At 72.0% G+C, this 23,033-nt stretch carries 23 protein-coding genes; 15 read left to right on the top strand and 8 right to left on the bottom strand.

Features of this window, described 5'->3' with window-relative positions; genetic code table 11:
• Positions 1 to 169: 169 nt before the first annotated feature.
• Positions 170 to 343 (bottom strand): CsbD family protein, encoded by a 174-nt coding sequence (locus ACFWUZ_RS13020; RefSeq protein WP_384371346.1) that lies wholly within the window; start codon positions 341 to 343, stop codon positions 170 to 172.
• Positions 344 to 847: 504 nt separating this feature from the next.
• On the opposite strand from ACFWUZ_RS13020, the gene ACFWUZ_RS13015 reads away from it, so the two are divergent.
• Positions 848 to 1,072 carry a DUF5133 domain-containing protein gene (locus ACFWUZ_RS13015; protein WP_384371370.1) on the top strand — a complete coding sequence of 75 codons (225 nt, stop codon included), beginning with the start codon at positions 848 to 850 and terminating at the stop codon, positions 1,070 to 1,072.
• Between the two features lie 271 nt (positions 1,073 to 1,343).
• Here the strand turns inward: ACFWUZ_RS13015 and ACFWUZ_RS13010 are convergent, their stop codons facing one another.
• A complete protein-coding gene (locus ACFWUZ_RS13010) occupies positions 1,344 to 1,712 on the bottom strand; it encodes a PRC-barrel domain-containing protein (RefSeq protein ID WP_384371344.1) in 369 nt (122 codons plus the stop codon).
• A gap of 288 nt (positions 1,713 to 2,000) precedes the next feature.
• On the opposite strand from ACFWUZ_RS13010, the gene ACFWUZ_RS13005 reads away from it, so the two are divergent.
• A complete protein-coding gene (locus ACFWUZ_RS13005; RefSeq protein WP_384371341.1) occupies positions 2,001 to 3,326 on the top strand; it encodes a hypothetical protein in 1,326 nt (441 codons plus the stop codon).
• 46 nt (positions 3,327 to 3,372) lie between these two features.
• On the opposite strand, the gene ACFWUZ_RS13000 is transcribed toward ACFWUZ_RS13005, so the two are convergent.
• A complete protein-coding gene (locus ACFWUZ_RS13000) occupies positions 3,373 to 5,499 on the bottom strand; it encodes a transglycosylase domain-containing protein (RefSeq protein ID WP_384371339.1) in 2,127 nt (708 codons plus the stop codon).
• Positions 5,500 to 5,755: 256 nt separating this feature from the next.
• On the opposite strand from ACFWUZ_RS13000, the gene ACFWUZ_RS12995 reads away from it, so the two are divergent.
• Together ACFWUZ_RS12995 and ACFWUZ_RS12990 are read left to right on the top strand one after the other, a co-directional pair.
• Positions 5,756 to 6,895 carry an amidase domain-containing protein gene (locus ACFWUZ_RS12995; protein ID WP_384371337.1) on the top strand — a complete coding sequence of 380 codons (1,140 nt, stop codon included), beginning with the start codon at positions 5,756 to 5,758 and terminating at the stop codon, positions 6,893 to 6,895.
• A gap of 225 nt (positions 6,896 to 7,120) precedes the next feature.
• Positions 7,121 to 8,308: a glycoside hydrolase family 64 protein gene (locus ACFWUZ_RS12990; protein WP_384371335.1), complete on the top strand. Its 1,188-nt coding sequence runs from the start codon at positions 7,121 to 7,123 to the stop codon at positions 8,306 to 8,308.
• Positions 8,309 to 8,367: 59 nt separating this feature from the next.
• On the opposite strand, the gene ACFWUZ_RS12985 is transcribed toward ACFWUZ_RS12990, so the two are convergent.
• Positions 8,368 to 8,697, bottom strand: coding sequence for a hypothetical protein (locus ACFWUZ_RS12985; RefSeq protein WP_384371333.1), 330 nt, complete (start codon positions 8,695 to 8,697; stop codon positions 8,368 to 8,370).
• A gap of 519 nt (positions 8,698 to 9,216) precedes the next feature.
• Here ACFWUZ_RS12985 and ACFWUZ_RS12980 point away from each other — a divergent pair.
• Genes ACFWUZ_RS12980 through ACFWUZ_RS12960 form a run of 5 tightly spaced genes read left to right on the top strand, consistent with a single transcriptional unit; the run spans position 9,217 to position 13,502 of the window.
• The gene (locus tag ACFWUZ_RS12980) at positions 9,217 to 10,749 is read left to right on the top strand and encodes a sensor histidine kinase (protein WP_384371331.1); all 1,533 of its coding nucleotides are present in this window, start codon (positions 9,217 to 9,219) and stop codon (positions 10,747 to 10,749) included.
• A gap of 6 nt (positions 10,750 to 10,755) precedes the next feature.
• Positions 10,756 to 11,160 (top strand): roadblock/LC7 domain-containing protein, encoded by a 405-nt coding sequence (locus ACFWUZ_RS12975; protein ID WP_384371329.1) that lies wholly within the window; start codon positions 10,756 to 10,758, stop codon positions 11,158 to 11,160.
• Positions 11,157 to 11,516 (top strand): DUF742 domain-containing protein, encoded by a 360-nt coding sequence (locus ACFWUZ_RS12970; RefSeq protein ID WP_384371327.1) that lies wholly within the window; start codon positions 11,157 to 11,159, stop codon positions 11,514 to 11,516. Before ACFWUZ_RS12975 ends, ACFWUZ_RS12970 begins: the two co-directional genes overlap by 4 nt.
• Positions 11,497 to 12,117, top strand: coding sequence for an ATP/GTP-binding protein (locus tag ACFWUZ_RS12965; RefSeq protein WP_384371325.1), 621 nt, complete (start codon positions 11,497 to 11,499; stop codon positions 12,115 to 12,117). Before ACFWUZ_RS12970 ends, ACFWUZ_RS12965 begins: the two co-directional genes overlap by 20 nt.
• A complete protein-coding gene (locus ACFWUZ_RS12960; RefSeq protein ID WP_384371323.1) occupies positions 12,114 to 13,502 on the top strand; it encodes a cytochrome P450 in 1,389 nt (462 codons plus the stop codon). Before ACFWUZ_RS12965 ends, ACFWUZ_RS12960 begins: the two co-directional genes overlap by 4 nt.
• Before the next feature lie 57 nt (positions 13,503 to 13,559).
• On the opposite strand, the gene ACFWUZ_RS12955 is transcribed toward ACFWUZ_RS12960, so the two are convergent.
• The 3 genes from ACFWUZ_RS12955 to ACFWUZ_RS12945 all read right to left on the bottom strand — a co-directional run bounded on the left by ACFWUZ_RS12955 (position 13,560) and on the right by ACFWUZ_RS12945 (position 16,213).
• Positions 13,560 to 14,657: a hypothetical protein gene (locus ACFWUZ_RS12955; RefSeq protein ID WP_384371321.1), complete on the bottom strand. Its 1,098-nt coding sequence runs from the start codon at positions 14,655 to 14,657 to the stop codon at positions 13,560 to 13,562.
• Positions 14,654 to 15,502, bottom strand: coding sequence for an SAM-dependent methyltransferase (locus ACFWUZ_RS12950; RefSeq protein ID WP_384371319.1), 849 nt, complete (start codon positions 15,500 to 15,502; stop codon positions 14,654 to 14,656). The genes ACFWUZ_RS12955 and ACFWUZ_RS12950 overlap by 4 nt, the downstream gene beginning before the upstream one ends.
• Before the next feature lie 417 nt (positions 15,503 to 15,919).
• The gene (locus tag ACFWUZ_RS12945; protein WP_384371317.1) at positions 15,920 to 16,213 is read right to left on the bottom strand and encodes a hypothetical protein; all 294 of its coding nucleotides are present in this window, start codon (positions 16,211 to 16,213) and stop codon (positions 15,920 to 15,922) included.
• Positions 16,214 to 16,443: 230 nt separating this feature from the next.
• Here ACFWUZ_RS12945 and ACFWUZ_RS12940 point away from each other — a divergent pair, with 230 nt between their 5' ends.
• A complete protein-coding gene (locus ACFWUZ_RS12940) occupies positions 16,444 to 16,659 on the top strand; it encodes an acyl-CoA carboxylase epsilon subunit (RefSeq protein WP_384371315.1) in 216 nt (71 codons plus the stop codon).
• 62 nt (positions 16,660 to 16,721) lie between these two features.
• Here the strand turns inward: ACFWUZ_RS12940 and ACFWUZ_RS12935 are convergent, their stop codons facing one another.
• Positions 16,722 to 18,353 (bottom strand): FAD-dependent oxidoreductase, encoded by a 1,632-nt coding sequence (locus ACFWUZ_RS12935; RefSeq protein ID WP_384371313.1) that lies wholly within the window; start codon positions 18,351 to 18,353, stop codon positions 16,722 to 16,724.
• A gap of 275 nt (positions 18,354 to 18,628) precedes the next feature.
• Between ACFWUZ_RS12935 and ACFWUZ_RS12930 the strand changes: the two genes are divergently transcribed.
• Genes ACFWUZ_RS12930 through ACFWUZ_RS12910 form a run of 5 tightly spaced genes read left to right on the top strand, consistent with a single transcriptional unit; the run spans position 18,629 to position 23,032 of the window.
• A complete protein-coding gene (locus ACFWUZ_RS12930) occupies positions 18,629 to 19,729 on the top strand; it encodes a SchA/CurD-like domain-containing protein (protein WP_384371311.1) in 1,101 nt (366 codons plus the stop codon).
• 59 nt (positions 19,730 to 19,788) lie between these two features.
• On the top strand, positions 19,789 to 20,232 hold the full coding sequence (locus ACFWUZ_RS12925) for a cupin domain-containing protein (protein WP_384371309.1): 444 nt from the start codon (positions 19,789 to 19,791) through the stop codon (positions 20,230 to 20,232).
• On the top strand, positions 20,229 to 21,500 hold the full coding sequence (locus tag ACFWUZ_RS12920) for a beta-ketoacyl-[acyl-carrier-protein] synthase family protein (RefSeq protein ID WP_384371307.1): 1,272 nt from the start codon (positions 20,229 to 20,231) through the stop codon (positions 21,498 to 21,500). The genes ACFWUZ_RS12925 and ACFWUZ_RS12920 overlap by 4 nt, the downstream gene beginning before the upstream one ends.
• Positions 21,497 to 22,735 carry a beta-ketoacyl synthase N-terminal-like domain-containing protein gene (locus tag ACFWUZ_RS12915; protein ID WP_384371305.1) on the top strand — a complete coding sequence of 413 codons (1,239 nt, stop codon included), beginning with the start codon at positions 21,497 to 21,499 and terminating at the stop codon, positions 22,733 to 22,735. Before ACFWUZ_RS12920 ends, ACFWUZ_RS12915 begins: the two co-directional genes overlap by 4 nt.
• 42 nt (positions 22,736 to 22,777) lie before the next feature.
• Positions 22,778 to 23,032 carry an acyl carrier protein gene (locus ACFWUZ_RS12910; RefSeq protein ID WP_384371304.1) on the top strand — a complete coding sequence of 85 codons (255 nt, stop codon included), beginning with the start codon at positions 22,778 to 22,780 and terminating at the stop codon, positions 23,030 to 23,032.
• Position 23,033: the final 1 nt, after the last annotated feature.

Raw genomic sequence — 23,033 nt, 5'->3', positions numbered from 1 at the left:
GGTCAGGACCGTCGCCCCGGTGAGCCGGGGCCGGGGGGCCCCCGGCCCCCCCCCCCGGGGGGGGGGGCCCGGGGGCGGCCCCCCCCCCCCCCCCCCCCCCGGGGGGGGGGGGGCCCCCCCGCCCCCCCCCCCCCCCCCCCCCCCCCCCACGACCTGAGGTGCGGTCGCGTCACCGCTTGAACATGTCCTTGATCTTTTCCTTGGCCTGGCGGGCGTCACCCTTCGCCCCTTCGGCGCGGCCTTCGCCGGTCAGCCGCTCGTTACCCATCAGGCGGCCGGCCGATTCCTTGAGCTTGCCCTTGGCCTGCTCGGCCTTGGCCTTGCCCTTCTCTTCCTGCGACACAGCTGATCACTCCCTGGAGGTGCGGGAACTGCTTGCTCCCCGCGTCTGACCCGGATAGCGGCCGCCAAACGTGCGCGGCGGCCCGCGCACTCCGGGAAAAGAAATACGAGCCGACCGTTTGGGGCGGCGGAATGTGGCCACAAGCGTGGTCACGGGAGTCCGCAGCGGTGAGCGGCGCGGGTTTCCGAGCGGGCCCGAGCCGCGTGGTGGCATCCCCCCGCCATCACGCGGCCGGCTCCCCTCCGTACCAAGGGCACGACGTGCTGCCGCCCGGTGCCGCACGGCAACCGGACGCCGCCCCGGTCGGCGATCTTCCCGACCTGGGCGCACAGCGGGTCGGTACACCCCCGTCTCCGGCGCTTGAGCAGCCGGCCACGGGCCCGGCACCGGACGGCACACGGACCTCCCCACCCGCGGTGACCCGCGCGGGGATTCAACGGCGGTCGGCAGGGTAAGCGACGGCGACCCGATGGATCCGCCGACGAAAGGCAACCACCCGTGCTGATGGCTCATCCGGCCGTGCTCCCCGGCCTCGTCGACCGCTACTGGGCGCTGTCCGTACTCGATGCCGCGGAGGAGCATTCGCCCGTGCGCAAGGAGCTCGAGGACGTGGAGCGGGCCCTGTGCGTGGCCACCGGCACGGCGGACGTGCACGCGGCCCTGATCGCCGCCCGCCACCACCTGCCGGGAACGGGCCCCCTCGACGACTCCGTGCTCGCCTCCAGCTGATCGACTCCTGGGCTCGCGGCACCTGCGCGTCGGGTGCCGGCGGCCGGACGGCCGGACCCGCCTCGTGGACACGCCCGGGGCGGCCGGGCCGCGTCCGGCCCCGGCCGTCGCCGAGCAGTTTTGCGTGACCGGCCGTGCCGCAGGTGACCAAGTGGTGCGAGAGCGGCATCCGCAGCGGCCGGGCGGCGCGGGGTCCCGCCGTGGCCACGAAGACGCCGGTCCCGGCACCCTGGGAGGGTGCCGGGACCGGCGTCTTCGTGCGGGAGCGCGATCAGGCGGGGCGGCCGCCGAAGGGGGCGCCGGTGCCGTAGTAGGTGCCCAGCTCCGCCCGGTACCCGGCGTCGCCGAGGTGCTCGTCCCGGTGGAACTCGGGCGCGGCCTTGATCTGTTCCTTCGTGCGGTCCACGAAGACCTTCTTGTTCTCCGGGTCGATCCCGATGACCGTGCTGGCCGGCAGGAGGACCTCCTTGCCGAAGATCCACACACCGGTGTCGACCACCAGGTAGGCGTCACCGACCTCGTCGGAGTGCTTGTCGACCTTGCCGATGTCGCCGTCGGTCGCCTCGACCTTGTAGCCGGTCAGGTCCGTACCGGCCAGGTGGCCCGAGGTCGGCTGGTAACTCCACACATGCTCAGGCACGTAAAAACAACTCCTTCGGTCAACGGGGGACGGCGGGGCGAGAATCCTCCGCCGGCCCTCCTTGTTCCGTACGTCGTGCGCGGCGGCTGTGCTGCGTTCCGCCTGAACTCCGCCTGCCCCGCCTCCGGAGCTTCACGCACCCGGATCGGATCCGGCGCAGGGCTGTCGGTTGGCTGTGAAGCGACGTACACGAGGGACTCGGGGTGCGGGCGGAGTGTCGACAAGTTCTATATTCGTACGAACCATCCGCACCCGGCCGGGCTGCGGTGATCAGGGGGGACGACTGCGATGGCCGACACCGACGCCGCTCCGAACGAGCGGACGGAGTCCCGGAGTACCCGCAAGGTACGCAGGAAGGCGCAGAGACGCAGGCGCCTGGGCGTGGGCATCGCCGTGATCGCCCTGGGCGGGGCGGCGGCAGCCGCGTACGCCTTCACGCTGGGCGGCTCCTCGGGGACCGCCCCGGGCGACGCGAAGATGGCCGCCCCGGACGGTGCGGCCGACGAGGCCGCCGCCGCGGCGAAGGGGCCGGAGGAGGCCTGGGACGGCAAGGTCAAGGTGCTGGGAGACGGTTCGACCTCCTACACCGGGCCGCAGCCGGGACAGCTCAAGCCCGAGCGGCTGAAGCCCGGTGAGAAGCCGCCGCAGTTCGTGGTGTTCTCCTGGGACGGCGCGCTGGAGGGCGACGACCACCTCTTCTCGCACTTCCGCAAGGTGGCCCGGGAGAACAAGGCCCACATGACCTTCTTCCTCACGGGCATCTACCTGCTGCCGGAGGACAAGAAGATGCTGTACCGCCCGCCGCAGCACGGCCAGGGCTCGTCCGCCATCTCGTACCCGACGGTCCCCCACATCAAGTCCACCCTCGGTCAGCTGCGCGGCGCCTGGAACGACGGCCACGAAATCGGGTCACACTTCAACGGGCACTTCTGCGGGCCCAAGGGCGGCGGGGACTGGAGCCCCGACGAATGGAAGAGCGAGATCGACCAGACGTACTCCTTCATCAAGAACTGGAAGACCAACACCGGTTTCACCAAGGAGGCGCCCCTGCCCTTCGACCCGGACCGGGAAGTGGTCGGCGGCCGGGCGCCCTGCCTGGAGGGCCAGAAGAACCTCCTGACGGCGATCAAACCGTACGGCTGGCGCTACGACGCCAGTTCCTCGGGCGAGTTCCAGCTGTGGCCGTCCCAGCAGGACGGCATATGGAACTTCCCCCTCCAGCTCCTGCCGCTGCACGGCAAGGAGGTGCAGGTCCTCTCCATGGACTTCAACTTCCTGTACAACCAGTCGGGCGACAGCACCCAGGGCGACCCGGCCAAGTTCGCCGCCTGGCAGACGCAGACGCGGATGTCGTACCTCAACGGCTTCAACCGGGTGTACAACGGCAGCCGGGCGCCGATGTTCATCGGCAACCACTTCGAGGACTGGAACGGCGGCATCTACATGAAGGCCGTCGAGGACGTGATGAAGGACGTCTGCCCGCGCCAGGACGTCCGCTGCGTGTCCTTCAGGGAGCTGGCGGACTGGCTCGACGTGCAGGACCCGAAGGTCCTGGCCCAACTCCGCCTGCTCGACCCGGCACAGGCGCCGGACTGGGCCGCGCTGGTCAAGTGACCGGGCCCCACGGCGCCGGGGCGGCAGCGCCCCGCCGCCTCCCGGCCTACTTCACCGCCTTGGCGTAGTCGGCCCACAGACGCACCGCCCGGTCGCTGCCGGGCGTGCCCGGGGCGTCGCCCCCCAGCCCCGTCAGCGGCAGGGGGAGCAGGTCGGTCAGTGACATCCGGTAGACCACCACAGCCGTGGACTCCTGCGCGGTGCTGGCCACGAACCAGCCCGCCGTGTTCGCCGCGGTCGTCCCGGTCTTGCCCGCAGTACCGGCGTGCGCCTTGCCGACCGCCTTCGCGGATCCTTCGGTGACGGCGGTCCGCAGGGCGTCCGTCACGGCGGCGGCGGTCTCGGCCGTCACGGCCCGGGTCGCCTGCGGCGCGTCGAGCGGCAGCGCAGTGCCGTTGCGGGTGACCGAGCGCACGGAGTAGGGGTCGGTGTGCATGCCGTCGGCGGCGAAGGTCTCGTAGGCGCCGGCCATGCGGATCGCGCTGGGGGTCGAGTTCTCCCCCAGCGCGAACGTGGGGACCCGCGGACCGAGGCTCGATCGGAGCAGCCCCGAGCGCTCGGCGAACGACCCCACCCGGTCCAGTCCGACATCGAGGCCGAGCTGCACCATGGGCGTGTTGACGGAGTGGGCGACGGCCTGGCGCAAGGTCACCTGACCCCAGCTGCGGCCGCCGTCGTTGCGCCCCTTCAGCACCTTGCCGCTGCGGTCCCAGTACGGGCCGTCTGGCGTCTGCACGGTCACCTGGTCGTTGCCGTCGTACGTCGTCGAGGGGGAGACGCGCGTACGGTCCTTGCCGCGCGTGCGCAGCACCCCTTCGTCGAGCGCGGCGGCGTAGACGAACGGCGTGAACGCGGTGCCGGCCGGGATGGTCGTCGCGTTCGACTCGTTGAAGCCCTGCTTCAGGAAGTCGGGGCCGCCGTACACGGCCAGCAGCCGCCCGTCGGGGGCGACGCTCGCCGCGCCGATCTTCGCGTGCTTGTCGGTGTCGGGACGCCGCTCGGCGTCGAAGTCCTTCTGCGTCTGCTGGACGGCGGCGGTCAGGGCCGTCATGCGCTCCCGGTCGAAGGTCGTGTAGATCTGGTAGCCGCCGAGGTCGAACTCGGAATCCGAGAGGTGACCGGCTTTGATCGTGTAGGCCTTGGCCAGTTCGACCAGATAGCCGGTCTGCGCGCCGGGGGCGCCGCCGAGGGACGTGCCCGAGGGTTCGGGGAACTCCGTGTAGGCGGCGCGCTCGGCGCGGGTGAGCTGGCCGGTCTCGACCATGCGGTCCAGGATCCAGGCCCACCGCTCGACGGCCCGCTCGTGGTTCTCCTTGCTGAGCGCGGGGTCGTAGAGCCCGGCGCCCTTGAGGAGGGAGGCGAGGAAGGCGCCCTCGCTGGCATTCAGCTGCGAGACGTCCTTGCCGTAGTACGCCTGGGAGGCGCGCTGGATGCCGTAGGTGCCGCGTCCGAACCAGCTGGTGTTGAGGTAGTCCTGCAGGATCTGTTTCTTCCCCCGCTGGTTGTCCAGCTTCACGGCGAGCAGGAGCTCGGTGAACTTCCGGGAGACGGTGCGGTCCTGGTTCAGGTAGGCGTTCTTCACGTACTGCTGCGTGATGGTGGACCCGCCCTGGGTCTCGCCCCCGGTCACCCCGGCGCGCAGAGCGCGCAGGACACCGGACGGGGAGACGCCGGGATCCGAGTAGAAGCCCGCGTTCTCGGCGGCGAGCACGGCCCCCTGGACCTTTGCGGGCACCTTGTCCAGCGGCATCTCCTGCCGGCTGACCCAGCCCGTCCGGGCCATCGTGGAACCGTCGGCCCAGTAGTAGACGTTGTCCTGCTGCGTGGCGAACGAGTTGAGGTCGTCCGGGATGTCCGTGGTCGCGTACGCGTACGCGACGAGGCCCGTCAGGCCGGTGAACGCGTACAGGCAGGCACACAGCCACTGGCGCCACGAGGGTATCCACCGGCGCAGGCCGGCGCGGCCCGGCCGCGGGTAGGCGGGCCGCAGCCGCCGCAGCAGGGTACGCGCCGGGGCGGCCGGGCCGAGGGCTGCGAGCAGGCCGCCGCCCGGCCGCGGACGGCGGCGCTCCCCGGTTTTCCTGCGGCGGCCCGGCCGTGCTCCGCCGCTGCCCTGCGGAGCCGCCCGCCTGCCCCGGGATCGCCCCCCTGCGGCTGTATCCTTCCGGCCCACTCCGCATGCCCCCCTGTGCTGTGCTTTCCCGCCCACCCTAAAGGCACTTGCCGGGGGACCCGTCAGGTGGTGGCCGCATACGGGCGTGGACTCCGGGCACCGGCCCCGGGGCTGAAGCGGAGGCGGATGGCCGGGGGTGCGAGCCGACTGCCGCAAGTCGGCCGTCCGGGGAACGGAACGGGGCGAAGGGGTCGCCCAGTTGTGCGAGGATTCCGTTCCCCCGGTTCGTGTGGACCGGGTGACAAGGGGAAACACAGTGATACCTAAGAGGTTCAGGCCCGCCGCCATCGCGGCCCTGACCGTGGCCATGGTGTCCGGCAGCATGCTCGCCTACTCCGCGAGCGCGGGTTCCGGGCCCGAGGCGGCCGACCGTGCCACCGCCGACACCTTCGCCCGCATGGCCGACGACGTCCTCTCCCAGCGCACCCAGGCGCTGGTCGAGGACCAGGCAGGAAAGCACGGCTCCGGCCCGGGTGGCGGGAAGACCCGCATGGCGGACCAGCTGAAGAAGGACGAGGACGCCGCGCTCCAGTCGCTGCGCTCCCGCAAGACGCGGCTGGCGGAGCTCGGCGAGGCGTACACGGGCGCCGACACCCGCGTCGTCGTGGACCGTGCCACGGTCACCGGCGGCAAGGCGACCGTCCAGGTCACCGAGCAGACCACGCTCACGTACAAGAAGCTGCGCGGGGACGAGCCGGAGACCACCGACATCGGGACGCGCTACGAGCTGACCCTCACCAGCAAGCGGGGCGGCAAGTGGGAGCTGGTGTCGATCAAGTCGAAGGACAGCGGCCCCGTCGCGGTCAACGAGCCGGTCGCGCCGAAGACCAACACCGTCAAGGACGACGGCAAGCAGTACCCGGACGGCACGCCCGCCTCCACCAAGTACCCGGCCCCGCCGAAGCCCAAGGCGAAGAACGGCGGTGCCTACGACTACTCCGCCATGGCGAAGTACGCGGAGAAGCACTGGAAGAACTACAACCCGGCGTACCGCCAGTTCAACGGAGCCGGCGGCGACTGCACCAACTTCATCAGCCAGGCGCTGAAGGCGGGCGGATGGAAGGCCGTCCCGGGCTCCTCCTCCGACTACCGCAACTGGTGGTACGACGGAACCCGCCAGTCCGATTCCTGGGTCGGCGCGAACGAGTGGGCGTGGTTCACCCTGTCCAACCAGCGCGCCGCCAACCTGGCCAACGTGTACCAGGCGGACATCGGTGACGTGGTGCAGCTGGACTTCAACAGGGACGGGTCCAAGGACCACACCATGATGGTGACCTACCGCAGCAGCGCCGGAATGCCGTACCTCACCTACCACTCCACCAACACCTACCGGAAGTCGCTCGCGTCCCTCATCGCGTCCTACCCGGACGCGACCTACTTCGCGTACCGCACCTGACGGGTGCCCTCCGGCCCCTCCTGCCGCGGAACTCCCGCGGCAGGAGGGGCCGTTCTTTTGTCAGGTTCATTGACAGAAGGTGAAGACAGCCGGACGCTGAGAGCGCTCTCAGGCGTCAAGGCCTGCATCCTTGCCGGTCCCTCCCGCCACCCCCGCCCGTCCCGTCGCAGGGGCGCGGGAACGCCGCACCTCCCGTCGTCAGGTCCCCCCACCAGGAGGCAGAACGTGTTCCGCTTATCGAAAGTGCTCGCATCCGGGGTCACGGCGCTGGCCGTCGCCGCCGGCCTGACGGTCCTCGGTCCGTCGGCATCCGCGGAGGCCGTACCGGAGACCATCCCGCTCACGATCAAGAACAGTTCGGGCCGCAGCGAACCGGTCTACGTCTACAACCTGGGCACCCAGCTCTCGACCGGCCGGCAGGGCTGGGCCGACGCGAACGGCACGTTCCACCCGTGGCCCGCGGGAGGCAATCCCCCCACCCCCGCGCCCGACGCCTCGATCGCCGGTCCGGCCGACGGGCAGACGCGGACGATCCGGATGCCCAAGTTCTCCGGCCGCGTCTACTTCTCCATCGGCCAGAAGATCGTCTTCAAGCTCACCACCGGCGGTCTGGTGCAGCCCGCCGTGCAGAATCCCTCCGACCCCAACCGCAACATCCTGTTCAACTGGTCCGAGTACACCCTCAACGACGCCGGCCTGTGGATCAACAGCACCCAGGTCGACATGTTCTCGGCCCCGTACGCGGTGGGCGTGAAGGGCGCCGACGGTGCGGTCAGGAACACCGGCCGGCTCAAGCCGGGCGGCTACGACGCCGTCTTCGGCCAGTTGCGGGCGGCCGGGTGGGGAGGACTGATCCAGAACGGCCCCGACGGCACGCCGCTGCGCGCGCTCTCACCCGGGCACGGCATCGCGTCGGGCGGCATCCCGTCCGGCGTCATGAACGACTACATCGACCGCGTCTGGAACAAGTACCGCTCCTCCACGCTCACCGTGACGCCGTTCGCGCACCAGCCGGGCACCAAGTACTACGGCCGGGTGTCGGGCGACGTCATGAACTTCACCAACGGCTCCGGAACGGTGGTCACCAGCTTCCGGAAGCCGGACTCCGACAGCGTCTTCGGCTGCTACAAGCTCCTCGACGCGCCCAACGACCTCGTGCGCGGCCCCCTCTCCCGCACCCTGTGCGCGGGCTTCAACCGCTCGACGCTCCTGACCAACCCCGACCAGCCCGACGCGAACAGCTCGGGCTTCTACCGTGACGCCGTCACCAACCACTACTCCCGCATCGTCCACGGGCAGATGGCCGACGGCAAGGCGTACGGCTTCGCCTTCGACGACGTGGGCGCCCATGAGTCGCTGGTGCACGACGGCAGCCCGCAAGCGGCCTTCATGACGCTGGAACCCTTCCACTAGGCCCAGGCGCCACTGTGGCCACAGGGCCTAGGGAACCGGCAGGACCTCCGCCGGGGGAGTCAGTGGTTGTGGCGCGCGCCGTGTTCCAGCCACTGGGGGAGGGCCGCTCCGGACTCGTCGCCGAGGGGCAGCAGGGGTTCCCGTCCGCCGGGTCCGGTCGCGGTGAGGGGGATGCCGAGGCTGCGGCACATCCGGTGGGCGCGGGCCAGCGCGCCGAGGGTCATGGGGGAGGGGGTCCGGGTCGCCAGCTCGACCGTGACCCGGGCGGGGCGGTGCGTCTGCACGAGGGATTCGATCTGCAGGGCCGCCGCGGCCCGGTTGGTGACGTCCAGCTCCTGCAGGATCCTCACGTGCAGGGTGTCCCCCGTGAGGTCGTGACCGATGACCATGCTGCGCCTCCCGTACACCGGGATCCGGACGGCACCGGCGGTGCGGGGTGCCCAGGTACCAGTGTGGGACAGCGGCCCCGGACGGACGAATCCGCCCGTCCGGGGCCGCGGTACGCCGGCACGGCCCCACCGCGGCGTCCGGACGCGCCCCGGACCCCGCCCGGGGTGACCGCCGGCGGCCGCGCTCAGGAGCGGCCGGCTCCGTGCCCGCGTCGCGCCCATAGCGCATTGCCGTCCGGGCCGCCACTTCAGCCGAGGTGATCCGGCCGGAACCGACCGCGGCCCGCTCACGGGTTCCCGCGCCCCGGATCCGGCCGGCACGCCGTCGACCTCCGCCTACGCCACCGCCCGCCGGGGCCGGGCCCCGACGGATGTCGGAATTCGCCGCTGCCGATGGCGCATATCGGTTCCTCCGGTCCGATGAACTCCAACGAAAGCACACGTGCGGGCAGTTGGGCGTAGTTAAGCTCCCGCCCACCGGTCAGAAGGTCACCCTTTTTCGATAGTTCGAGGACGCCGATGGAGCAAAGAGACATTCCCCCCGAAACCGCCTCACCGGAGGGGGGAACGAGCCGGACCCTGGCCGCGATCGCGGCCCTGGCCGCCGCCTGCCTGGTCGGGGCGCTCGCTTCCTCCTCGGACCCGGCCGGCACCGTCCTGACCGCCGCGGGCGCCGTGTGCACCGCCGCGGTCCTCGTCGAAGCGGTACGGCGCGGCCGTGCCCTCTCCGCCCGGAGCGCGCAGGTCGCGGCCCTCCAGCACGCCCTGTCCCGACAGGAGACCGAGGCGGTCCGCCTGTCCGCGGTGGTGCTGCCGGAGGCCATCGAGCGCCTGCGCAGGGGAGAGGTGGCCGAGGAGGTACTGACCTCCCTGGGCGGGCGCGGCGGCCACGGCAACCGCTGGGGCGACGACGCGGCCGTGACGCCGCGCTTCAGAGCCGCCCTGCAGGCCGTGCTGGCGCACGTCATCGACGCGGTCGACAACGAGGAGAGCCTCCGCGACTCGGCGCAGCGGGCCTTCGTGAACGTCGCCCGCCGCGTGCAGGCGATCGTCCATCAGCAGGCCCACGAGATGCGCGAGATGGAGGACCGGCACGGCACCAACCCCGACGTGTTCGGAGACCTCCTGCGGCTGGACCACGGCACCGCCCTGATCGGCAGGCTCGCCGACTCCATCTCCGTCCTCGGGGGTGCGCGCCCCGGCCGCCAGTGGAGCAGGGCCGTCACCCTGTACAGCGTGATGCGCGGCGCGATGTCGAGGATCATCGACTACCAGCGGGTGGAGCTCCATTCGGTCTCCGAGGTCGCCGTCGTCGGGCCGATCGTGGAGCCTCTGATCCATACCCTGGCGGAGCTGCTCGACAACGCCACCCGCTACTCGCCGCCCCACACCCGCGTCCACCTCACCGCCACCGAGGTGCAGTCGGGCATCGCCGTGGAGATCGAGGACGGCGGCCTGAGCATGAGCGACGAGGCCCGCGGGCGGGCCGAGAAGATGCTCGCCCAGGCGCAGTCGGGCATCGACCTCAACGACCTCGGCGAGACGCCGAGGCTCGGCCTGGCCGTGGTCGGCCGACTGGCGCAGGCGTACGGGTTCCAGGTGTCCCTGCGCTCCTCCGCGTACGGCGGCGTCCGCGCCGTGGTCATCGTGCCGCAGCACCTGATCACCACCGCGTCCGCGGCGACCGGTCTCGCCCACGGCATCGGCTCCTCCTCGGGGCCCCGGGCCGTGGCCGCCACACCGCGCGAGCACCCCCTCGACCGCCCGTCGGCCGGCGGGTCCGCGCCCCGGTCGGTCCCGGCTCCGGCACCGGCGCCCATGCCGGCCGGCAGCGTGCAGGCCGGCGGACGCACCGCGACCGGCCTGCCGCAGCGGCGCCGCAAGGACCGTGTGACCACCTCCGCCGCCCGGCCGGCCGCGGAGCCGCAGCCGGCGGACGACTGCGGCCCCGGAATGTGGCTGGAGGCGTTCCACAGCGGACTGTCGGGTGTGCCCGGCCAGGACGCGCAGGACGCCCAGGGTGCGTCGGGTTCAGCGACCAAAGGGGCGTAAACAGTGATGACTCAGCGAAGCAGTATGGACTGGATGCTCAAGGACCTGGCCGTGGGAGTGCCGCAGACGCGGCACGTGATCGTCCTGTCCGCGGACGGGCTCTGCGTGGCGCAGTACGGGGCCGAGACCGACACGGCCGACCGCCTGGCAGCGGCCTGTGCGGGCCTGCAGAGCCTCGCCGGAGCGGTGGCCGCGGAACTGCCCCGCTCCGAGGGCAGGATGCGCCTGGTCGTGATCGAGATGGACGGCGGGTTCTTCTACCTGATGGCCGCCGGCGACGGCTCCTACCTCGCCGTCCTCGCCGACGAGGGCGTCGACGCGGGCCTGATGGGGGCGCAGATGCGCAACCTGGTGACCCGAATGGGGGACCACCTGAGCAGCCCGCCCCGGCATGACGGGCAGCCCGCGTGAATGAGCCGCCCACCAGCTGGGAGGACGGCAGCCCCGAACGGCTCTACGTGATCACCGGCGGACGCAGCGGACCCTCCACCGCCGTCCGCCTGGACCTCGTGACCCTGGTCGTGGCCAGGGGGCCCGCCCAGCCCGAGATGCAGCCCGAGCAGGCGGCCATCCTGCGGATGTGCCGGTCACCGCTGTCGGTGGCCGAGATCGCCGCGTACGCCGGCCTGCCCGTGAGCGTCGTCACCGTGCTGGTCGGAGACCTGATGGCCGCGCAGCGCGTGCACGTCCGTCCGCCCGTCCCCGCCGCACAGCTCCCCGACCTTGCTCTGATCGAGGCAGTGATCGATGGACTTCAGAAGCTCTGACCCGCCCGCCGGGCCGCGCGACGCGGACATACTTCCGCAGACGGCAGCGGCCGCAGTGAAAGTCGTCATCGTCGGCGGTTTCGGCGTCGGCAAGACGACGATGGTCGGCGCGGTCAGCGAGATCAAGCCGCTGACGACCGAGGAGACGATGACCAGGGCCGGCGTCGGCGTCGACGACACCTGGGGCGTGGCCCGCAAGATCACCACCACCGTGGCCATGGACTTCGGCCGCATCAGCATCAACGACGAACTCGTGCTGTACCTGTTCGGGACCCCCGGCCAGGAGCGCTTCTGGTTCCTGTGGCGCGGGCTCTTCGAGGGTGCGCTCGGAGCGGTCGTCCTCCTCGACACCCGCCGGCTGGAGATCAGCTTCGACGTGATCGGCCGGCTGGAGGAACGGGGCGTCCCCTTCGTCGTGGCCGTCAACTCCTTCCCCGGCGCGCCCGAGCATCCGCTGGAGGAACTGCGCCAGGCCCTCGACCTGCCCCCCACCGTCCCGATCCTCGTCTGCGACGCCAGACGACGGGACTCGTCCCGCGATGTCCTGCTGACCCTCATGCGCTACCTGCACTCCCAGGCAGCCACCCAGGAGGCAATGTGACCACCAGCCCCACCCCACCGCCCCAGTGCCCCGCCCACGCGGCGACGGCGGGCGGCCTGTACCGGCTCCACGGAGCGGAAGCCGAGGCCGACCCGCTCGCGCTGTACGAGAAGCTACGGGCCGAGTACGGGCCGGTGGCCCCCGTTCTCGTGAGCGGGGACCTCCCGGCATGGCTGGTCCTCGGCCACCGGGAGAACCTGGACGTGGCCCGCACCTCGTCGCGGTTCGCCCGCGACCCCCGGGGCTGGCGCGACATGAGAGAGGGCCGCGTACCGGCCGACACCCCGCTCGGCCCCATGGTCTCCTGGGTACCGGTGTGCAACTTCACCGACGGGCCGGTGCACGAGCGGCTCCGCTCGGCCGTGGTGGAGTCCCTGGAGCGCTTCGACAAGCGCGGCATCCGCCGCTACGTGACCCGCTTCGCCAACCAGCTCGTCGACCAGATCGCGGGCGAGGGCTACGCCGACCTGGTGTCCGCCTTCTCCGACCAGCTCCCCATGCTGGTCATGACGCAGCTCATCGGGGCACCCGACGAACACGGGCCCCTGCTGGTCAACGCGGCCCGCGACATGCTCCAGGGCACCGAGACGGCCCTCCAGAGCGACCGCTACGTCACCGCCACGCTGGAACACCTCGTGGTGGAGCGCAAGGCCAAGCCCGCCCGCGACCTCGCCTCCTGGCTGATCGAGCACCCGGCGGACCTGACCGACACCGAAGTGCTGATGCACCTGCGCGTCGTGCTGATCGCGGCCTACGAGACCACCGCCAACCTGATCGCGAACACCCTGCGCACCGTACTGACCGATCCGCGCTTCCGGGCGAGCCTCTCCGGAGGCCAGATGACCCTGCCGGACGCCCTGGAGCAGGTGCTGTGGGACGACCCGCCGATCAACACGATCATCGGGCGCTGGGCCACCGGTGACACCGTCCTCGGTGGCCAGCAGGTGAAGGCCGGCGACATGGTCCTGCTCGGCCTGGCGGCGGGCAACGCCGACCCGCAGATCCGGCCGGACCCCTCCGTGTCGGTCCACGGCAACCGTTCCCACCTGGCCTTCAGCAGCGGACCGCACGAGTGCCCGGGCCAGGACATCGGCCGCGCCATCGCGGACACGGGCATCGAAGTCCTGCTGGACCGGCTGCCCGACCTCCAGCTGGCGGTCGACGCGAGCGAGCTCCAGTGGCGCGGCACCCTCATGTCACGCCACCTGCTGTCCCTGCCGGTACGGTTCGCCCCGCGCTCCGTGCCGACGCCGCAGTCCCCGCCCGGGCAGCCGTCCGGGCCGGCCGCGCAGGTGTTGATCCCGCCGCAGCCCACGGCGGCGCCCGCGACCGCCGGCCGCCGCCGCGGCGTCAGCTGGTGGCGCCGGCTGTTCGGCCGCCGCTGACGCGGAGCCATGCGCACCGGGGGCCCCGGCCGGTCAGGCCGGGGCCCCCGGCACCGCTCAGCCGCGTACCCGCTGCCACCAGGACGCGAGAGCCGGCAGGTCCGGCGGCTCGGTTCCGGCGACGCCGGGGGCGTCGGCGAACGCCACCTCGAACCGGGCGTCCGCGAGGGGCAGGACGTGCCGATTGCGCGGGCTCGCGTACCGGGGGGCCCGGCTCTGCCACGTGAGGGAGCCGGCCACGTAGTGGCCCAACGCCGCCAGGTGGCGGCGCAGTTCCCCGTCCGCGCCCTCCTCCGACTGCGCCCGGAGCCGGGTGAAGAGGACCATCACCCGGTCGCGCAGGGCCACGGCGAGCGGCACGGCCTCGGCCGGGGAGCAGTTCTCCTGGTGGGCGAGGACGTTGACGAGGTTCACCTCGCGCGGTTCCAGGTGGTCGTCCTTGTCGTAGGAGAACAGGTCGTTGTCCGCGCTGACGACGAATCCCGCCGCATCCGTCAGCGTCGTCAGAGCGGGGGAGCAGAGCACGTCCGCCGGCAGCCGGTCCCCGCGTGCGACGTCGGACCAGGTCAGGGAGAACCTCGTACCGTTGGCCAGCGGGCCCATGGCGACGAAGTCGTTCAGCCCCGGCATGGTCCCGGCCTCCGCCTGCGCGGCCCGCCAGGCCGCCCCGAGCAGCCAGTCGCGGGTCCCCTCGACGAACCTGCGCAGCTCGTAGGGCGTGAGCATGGCATGGGTGCGGGTGACCAGGTCCAGCAGTGCGGCGGTCATGGGACCCGCGGGCAGGACGGACGCCCCCGGGTCCTCGATGGTCCTCAGCAGACGCGCACCGTGTTCGACGACGGCGCCCGTGCCCACCTCGTCGGAACCCGAGTCCTGCCAGTCGTCGACGGCGTTGGCCCAGTAGTTCCACTCGGTGAACAGGAGGACGGCCTCCACGTCCCCCTCGGGGACGATGCGGCAGGAGAAGTCGGCGCTGTGGGTGGCGAGACCCCACGCGCGCTCGACCGGGTCGGGGTAGACGCCGAAGGCGTCCAGCCATGCGACCGCCCGTTCCTCCACCTGCTTGGCCTCGGGATGGACGAGGTCGCGCTCCAGCGGGCAGTAGAAGGACGGCAGGCGGCTCCCGAGGCGCGAGGGGCGCGGCGACGCGGTCATCTGCCGGCCCCGATCCGGAAGCGCAGCAGCCGCGTCTCCACCGCGTGGTCGCGCCAGAGCCGGAAGAACTTGCTGTGTGCGATCGTCGACTGTTCGAGGCGTTCGCCGGTCCAGGCGCCGGGTTCGGCGCCGGCTCTGAGGCGGTCGAGTTCGGCGGTGTTCCAGGCCATGGACTGCACCCAGAACTCCGCCACCGAGTCCGTCACGTCCTCGTCCTGCACCAGTTCGAAGCCGGCCGCCTCGGCCGCCGCCAGGTACTCCCCGCGCCGTCCCAGGCGCGTCCTGTAGTAGTCGTCCATGAACTCGCACCACTCGGCGCGGCCCACGAAGTGCTCCTGGATCCCGAACCATCCCCCCGGTTCCAGGGCCTTGGCGACGACCTCGAAGAGGCGGGTCCGGTCGGTGTAGCCACTGCTCTCGTTGGCGTAGACGGCGTCGTACGCACGGGTCTCGTCGAGGTGGTGCACATCGGCCAGCAGGGGCTTCACCCGCCCCATGACCCCGGCGTGCAGGGCGAAGCGCCGCACGATCGGCACGTGTTCCTCCGCGACCGTGAGGCTGGTGACCGAGGAGCCGTGCTCCTGGGCCCAGTACAGCGAGGTGCCGCCCAGGCCGCAGCCGATGTCCAGCAGCCGCCGGGGAGGGGCCTCGTTCGCGCCCCAGGACCGGGCGGAGTGCTCGACTATCCGCTCCTGCGCGTCCAGCAGACGCTGCTGCAGGGTGCTCTGGGAGACGGTGGTGTCCGGAGGGCCGTCGGGGTACAGCCCCACGTGGAAGTGCACGCGGGGACCCGGACCGTACTTCTGGAGGATCTCCTGTGTCTTGCGGCTGTAGTAGAGCCGCACCGCATCGTCCGCGGCTAAGCCCTGGCCACTGCCTAAGGACGATACGAGAGGTATGACGCGCATGGGTGTCCGCCCTTTCGTGGGGTAGGGCTGCCTCCGGGACATGCTGCCGCCGCTCTCACCGCGTCCCGACCGGCACACTGTTGAAGCACGGATCATCGTGGCACTTCGAGAGCCCCACGTCAGCCCACTGGAGCAACACGAAGCGGCATCCGTTCGCGCGGGGCACCGCGGCACCTCTCCGCGGGGCCGTGCGGCCGGGCGGACCTCCGGGCCGAGCGGGGTCACGAGGTGAACGCCCCCCGCCCCGGCGGTGGTCCCGGGCCGTGGCCCGGGCTCGACCTCGACCTCGACGGGGTGCGTGCCGCAGCGGCCGGGACCGCCGCGCGCTCACCCGTACGGCCCAGCCCGCCGTGCTCAGCAGGCCGGACCGAGGACCTCCAGCGCTCCCGGCAGGTCGTGGACGGAGACGGCCGTGCCCGTCAGCGGCAGCAGGTCCTCCAGCGGACACATCGGAGCGGGCACCTCGTGGTCCACCTCCCACTGGCCGGCCGCGTTCCCGCCCGCGTGATCGGTGGTGCGGACGGCGTACAGATGCCCCGAACAGCCCCGGCAGATCAGGGGCCGGTGGCCGGTCACGACCGGTCCCGCCGCGGCGCTGCCGCCCGGGGCGGGCGGCAGGGCGAACTCCGCGCGGCACACGGGGGGCAAGGGCGCCGGCGGGACCTTCCCGGAATGCCGCCGGGGCCCCGCGCTTGTAGCGTCGTCGACGTCAGGAGTCCTGGTGACCCGACAGCGATCCGCCGGCCGGTCCGCGTGCGCGGAACACGTCCCGTCAGTGCGCCGAGCCGGCCGCGTGCCGCCCGCTCCGGTGCCGAGCCGGTCCGCCCCTCGCCCCGCGACCGGGCGCACGCGCAGCCCCCGTACGAGAGGCCGTGCCGATGTCGATGGATGCCCCGATAGCGAGCCTGCTGCGTGTCGAGAGGGGCCTGGCAGCCCCCGAGGAACTGGCCGCCATCGCAGTCGTGGTGGCCTGCTACGTCCGCCGGACGGCCCCCGGCCGCGACGCGGAGAAGGACACCGGGTCCGCCTCCGGCCGACGCCGAACCGCCCGGCCGGACGCAGGCTGCTGGGCAGGCTGCTGGGCCTGCCGCTGAGTCCGCTGCTGAGCCGCTTCCGCCGGCCGCACGCGCGGCCGGCGGAAGGCAGGGGGAGACGGTCACGCCCGGCGCAGCACCGTCGAGAGCACGTCGAACAGCACGGACTCGGGATCGTCCACAGCGCCCTCCGAGCGCCACGCCACGAACCCGTCCGGCCGTACGAGCACCGCCCCCTCGGCCGTCATGCCGTGCGCCCCTGCCCAGTCGGCGCCTTCCTCCTGGACCAGGTCGGCACCGGGCGCACTGCCCACGGTGTACGCGTCCAAGCGGGCCGAGAGCCGCCCGGCCGCCCGCTCCGCGGCCTGCGCCCACGGCGTCCCCGTACCGGTGAGCAGGACGAAGGAACGCTCGTAGAGGTCCAGCGTGGAGATCCGCTCGCCCGCCCGCGTCAGCCACAGGTGCGGGGCCCGGGTGCCGGTGTCACCCGTCAGGCGCAAGGCGTCCGGGATGATCGCCCGTCCGGGCACACCGCCCACGACCGCGCCGTCCGGGTAGCAGTAGCCCATCGCCGTGGGCAGGACCCCGCTGCCCGGCCCGCCGCCCATGGTCGGCGGCGGCGCGTACCCGGGGTGGCTGTGCTCCGCCGAACGGGCCGAGGCGCGCTCGCTCGTGGCCTTCGCCACCGGCAGCCGCTCCGACTCGTAGGTGTCGAGCAGCGCCATCCCGGCCGACCCGTCCAGCACCGCTGCGATCTTCCAGGCCAGGTTGTGGCCGTCCTGGATGCCGGTGTTGGAACCGAAGGCCCCGGTGGGCGACATCTCGTGCGCCGCGTCCCCGACGAGGAACACCCGCCCCGTCGAGTACCGCTGCGCCACCCGTTCGGCCGCGTGCCAGGGAGCCTTCCCGCCGATCTCCACGTCCAGGTCGGGCGCGCCGATCGCGTTGCGGATCTGCTCCACGCACCGCTCGTCGGTGAAGTCCTCCAGGGTCTCGCCGTTCTCCGGGTGCCAGGGGGCGTGGAACACCCACTGCTGGTTGTTGTCCACCGGCAGCAGCGCCCCGTCGGCGCCCGGCCGCATCAGGTAGCAGACGATGAAGCGCAGATCGCCCAGGACCTCGATCAGCCGCTCGGAGCGGAAGGTGACGCTCACGTTGTGGAACAGTTCGCCGCTGCCCGTCTGCGGGATGCGCAGCTGCTCCCTGACGGGGCTGCGCGGCCCGTCGGCCGCGATCAGGAAGTCGGCGCGCACGGTGCTGTGCTCGCCGGTCTCCCGGTTCTTGACCAGGGCGGTCACCCCGGTCTCGTCCTGGTCGAAACTCATCAGTTCGGTGGAGAACCGCACGTCGGCGCCCTGAGCCCGGCTCTGGGTGGCCAGGACCGGCTCGATGTTGTTCTGGCTGCACAGGCACCAGCCGGTCGGGCTGAAGCGGCGCAGCGCACCGGAGGGGTCGATCTCCTTGATCAGCCAGTTGCGGTCGCCGCTGGTCAGCGACTGGGCCTGCAGAATGCCCTGGACGCCCTCCAGTACGGCCGCCGCCCGGCGGATCTCGCCCTCCGCCCCGGCCGTCCGGAAGAGCTCCATGGTCCGTGCGTTGATGCCGCGGCCACGCGGATGCGCGGAGGTTCCGGCGTGCTTCTCGACGAGCAGGTGCCTGACTCCGAGACGGCTCAGGAACAGCGAGGTGGACAGGCCCACGAGAGAGCCGCCCACGACGAGAACCGGTACGCGAACATCGGCTTTGTCTTCCATCAGCTGCGGGCTCCTGTTTTCTGTGTGGGGGAGTGCAGTCTTTATGCCCCCGATCGGCGGCGAGGCCCAGGCGATTCGCCGGTTGTCACCCGCTTGATCCGGACATGTAGCGGTACCTGGCCGGTCGGATGACGATGAGCGACAGCGGCTCCCCCTGAGATGTGCCGGCCTGCTCCGCCCGAGCGAGGCGGTGGCCGGCCCGGGCAGACGCCACCGATGACGGACGAGGGGTCCGTGCGCGATGGATCTCCACCCCCTCACGAAGGAGTGAGTAGATGACAACCACCCTGTCCGAACGGGTGTCGCAGTCAGCCTTCGACGGCTCCATGCTCCGGGTCGTGCTGCTGATGGATCTCCACGAGGGGGCACAGCAGCGGTTCTTCGAGGCGTACGAACAGCTCCGCCACGACATCGCGTCGGTTCCGGGCCACATCAGCGACCAGCTGTGCCAGTCCTTCGAGAACCCCTCGCAGTGGCTCATCACCAGCGAGTGGGAGAGCGCCCCCCAGTACCTCGCCTGGGTGAACAGCGAGCACCACGCCGAACAGGTGAAACCGCTGGGCGCCTGTGCCCGGGCCATGCGCCCGCTCAAGTTCACCGTGCTCCGGGAGACCGGGCGCGGCTACGACCAGGCCGCGCGCCCCTCCACCGCCCGGCTCCAGACCACACCCCGCCTAGGCGCCGGCATCGTCCGCCACGCCCTGACCTTCACCGTCAAGCCGGGCAGCGAGAAGACGGTCGCGGCCATCCTCTCGGACTACGCCTCCCCGGAGGCCCGGGTCGACGACCACACCCGGCTCTGCCGCACCACGCTGTTCATGCACGGCAACCGGGTGGTACGGACCGTGGAGGTCCAGGGCGACCTGATGGCGGCCCTGCGCCACGTCTCCGAACAACCCGAGGTGCGTGCCGTCGAGGAGGCCATCAACCCGTACCTGGAGAAGGAACGGAACCTCAACGATCCGGAGTCCGCGCGGATGTTCTTCATGCGCGCCGCGGTCCCGGCGGTCCACCACATCGCCGCACCGGAAGCGGAATCGACCGAGGTGACCCGGCACGCCGTGTTCTACCCGGCCAGGCCCGGCTGCGGCCCGGCACTCGCCCGTTTCCTCGCACGGCAGGACGAGGTGGCCGCGCACCGCCCGGAAACCTCCGTTCGGAGCAGCAGCATCTTCCAGCGTGACGACATCGTCGTCCGCCTCATCGACGTCCGCGGCCCGCTCGACGCCCAGCCCGAGACCGTTTTCGGGATCCACGGCGCGCGCAAGGCAGCGGTGCTGGACCGGCTGACGGCCGACGGCTCCGGCAAGCGGGCCGGCGCTGCGCACCACACCATGGACCTGATCACCGACCGCCGGGCTCCCGCGCAGTCCTGATCTCCGCCTTCCCCCACCCCAGCCCGTCCAGGCTTCCCACACGCCAGGAGGAACCCGCCATGACCAGACAGCGCCCACGCATCGTGGACCTCAGCGAGACGCCGCCCAACCGCCGGCGCGGAGGCGACCTCAGGGCGGTGCTCACCCCGACCTCGGTGGGCTCCACCAGTGGCTTCATGGGCCTGGCGATCATGGCCCCCGGGGAGTCGATCGCCGAGCACTACCACCCGTACTCCGAGGAGTTCGTGTACGTGGTCGCCGGGCACCTGGAGGTCGACCTCGACGGCGAGGCCCACCCCCTGCGCACCGACCAGGGGCTGCTGGTCCCGCTGAACGTGCGCCACCGGTTCCGCAACGTCGGCGAAACCGAGGCCCGCATGGTCTTCCACCTCGGTCCGCTCGCACCTCGGCCGGAGCTCGGCCACGTGGACACCGAGGAGGCCCCGCACCCGGAGAGCACCGCCTGGGAGCAGCCGCCGGACCGGACGGGAGCGGTCTCGTGACGCCCCGCCGTGTGGCGGTCACCGGGGTCGGCGTCGTCGCCCCCGGCGGGATCGGCGTCTCCGCCTTCTGGGACCTGCTGGCCAACGGCCGTACGGCCACCCGGGGGATCACCCTCTTCGACCCGACGGGCTTCCGCTCCCGGATAGCCGCCGAGGTCGACTTCGACCCCGCCGCGCACGGCCTCGGCCCGGACGAGGCCGCCCGGGCGGACCGGTACATCCAGTTCGCCCTGGTCGCCGCCCGGGAAGCCGTACGCGACGCCGGACTCGACCTCACCACGGACGAGGCCTGGCGGACGGGCGTCTCCCTCGGCACCGCCGTCGGCGGCACCACCCGTCTGGAGCACGACTACGTCGCCGTGAGCCAGTCCGGCTCCTGGTGGGACGTGGACCACAAGCTCGCCGGACAGCACCTGCACCGGGCGTTCACGCCCGCCACCCTCGCCTCCGCCGTCGCGGAGCAGACCGGGGCGCGCGGCCCGGTGCAGACCGTCTCCACCGGCTGCACCTCGGGCCTCGACGCCATCGGGTACGCCGTCCACTCCATCGCGGAGGGCCGGATGGACGTGTGCATCGCCGGCGCCTCGGACTCCCCCATATCGCCGATCACGGTGGCCTGCTTCGACGCCATCAAGGCGACCTCCCCGAACAACGACGACCCGGCGCACGCCTCGCGGCCCTTCGACGCCGACCGCGACGGCTTCGTCCTCGGCGAAGGCGGCGCCGTCCTCGTCCTGGAGGAGCTGGAACACGCCCGCGCCCGAGGGGCGACCGTCTACTGCGAGATCGGCGGGTACGCCACCTTCGGCAACGCCCACCACATGACCGGGCTGACCACCGAGGGCCTGGAGATGGCCAGGGCCATCGAAACCGCCCTCGCCCAGGCCCGGATCGACGCGAGCGACATCGACTACGTCAACGCGCACGGCTCCGGCACCAAGCAGAACGACCGCCACGAGACGGCGGCGGTCAAGCGGGTCCTGGGCGACCACGCCTACAAGACGCCGATGACCTCCATCAAATCGATGGTGGGCCACTCCCTCGGCGCCATCGGCGCCATCGAACTGGCCGCCTGCGTGCTCGCCATGACCCACCAGGTGGTGCCCCCGACGGCGAACTACCAGACCCCTGACCCCGAGTGCGACCTGGACTACGTCCCCCGCACCGCCCGGAGTCGCAAGCTGCGCAACGTGCTCTCCGTCGGCAGCGGATTCGGCGGATTCCAGTCGGCCGTCGTCATGACCAGACCGAAGGAGGAGGTCTCGTGACCAGCCGTACGGTCATCACGGGTATCGGGGTCGTCGCCCCCAACGGCATCGGCGCCGACGCCTTCTGGAAGGCGACCCAGTCCGGCATCAGCGTGCTGGACCGCGTCACCCGCGCGGGCTGCGAACACCTGCCGCTCCGCGTCGCCGGCGAGGTCCGGGGCTTCGACCCGGGCGCGATGGTCGAGGACCGCTTCCTCGTCCAGACCGACCGGTTCACCCACCACGCCCTCGCCGCCGCCGACCTCGCCCTGGAGGACGCCCGGCTCGGCCGGGCCGACTACGAGGGCGACCCCTTCTCCGTGGGGGTCGTCACCGCCGCCGGATCCGGCGGCGGTGAATTCGGGCAGCGCGAACTCCAGCACCTCTGGGAACAGGGGCCCCACTACGTCGGCCCGTACCAGTCCATCGCCTGGTTCTACGCCGCGAGCACCGGCCAGATCTCCATCCGCCGCGGCCTGAAGGGCCCCTGCGGGGTGGTGGCCAGCGACGAGGCCGGCGGCCTCGACGCCTTCGCCCACGCCACGAGGGCCATCCGCCAGGGCAGCCGGGCGATGCTCGCCGGTGCGACGGAGGCGCCCCTCGCCCCGTACTCCATCGTCTGCCAGCTGGAGTACGAGGGGCTCAGCACCCACGACGACCCCGAGCGCGCCTACCGGCCGTTCACCGACAAGGCCTGCGGGTACGTCCCCGCCGAGGGCGGCGCCATGTTCGTCGTCGAGGCCGAGAACGAGGCCCTGCGCCGGGGCGCCACCGTACGCGCCGAACTGGCCGGCCATGCCGCGACCTTCACCGGCACCCAGCGGCGGGACGCCTCCGGCGAAGGACTGGCCCACGCGATCCGGGGCGCGCTGCGCGAAGCGGGCTGCGCCCCCGAGGAGGTCGACGTGGTCTTCGCCGACGCCCTCGGGACACCGGAGGCCGATGCCGCCGAGGCGGCCGCCCTGGCCGACGCGCTCGGCGCGTACGGCCGGAGGGTGCCCGTGACGGCGCCCAAGACCGGTACCGGCAGGGCGTACTGCGCCGCACCCGCCCTCGACACCGCGGCCGCGGTCCTGGCACTGGAGCACGGCGTCATCCCGCCGACCCCGAACGTCTTCGACGTGTGCCACGACCTCGACGTGGTGACCGACGGGGCCCGTCCCGCCGAGCTGCGCACCGCACTCGTGCTGAGCCGCGGCCGGATGGGCTCGAACTCCGCGCTCGTCCTGCGCAAGGGCCGGGCCGGGTCCGCGTAGGGCCAGAAGGAGCAGTCCCCTCGAAGGAAGAGAGAAGCCACGATGTCCGACCGACTGACCATGGAGGAGCTGGCGGCCCTGATGAAGACCGCCGGCATCACCGTCGACCCCGCCCAGATGGCGGACCGTCCGGACTCCGCCTTCGACGAGTACGGCCTCGATTCGCTCGGCCTGCTCGGCATCGTCGGCGAGCTGGAGAACCGGCGCGGCCGGGCCCTGCCCACCGACGCCGACCGCTGCAAGACCCCCCGAGAGTTCCTCGACCTCGTCAACAACAGCCTCATGACAGGAGCCTGAG

The organism is Streptomyces sp. NPDC058646 (assembly GCF_042716875.1).
GTDB lineage: Bacteria > Actinomycetota > Actinomycetes > Streptomycetales > Streptomycetaceae > Streptomyces.
Note: the sequence above shows the minus strand (reverse complement) of the source record. Positions and strands in the feature narration are given on the sequence as shown.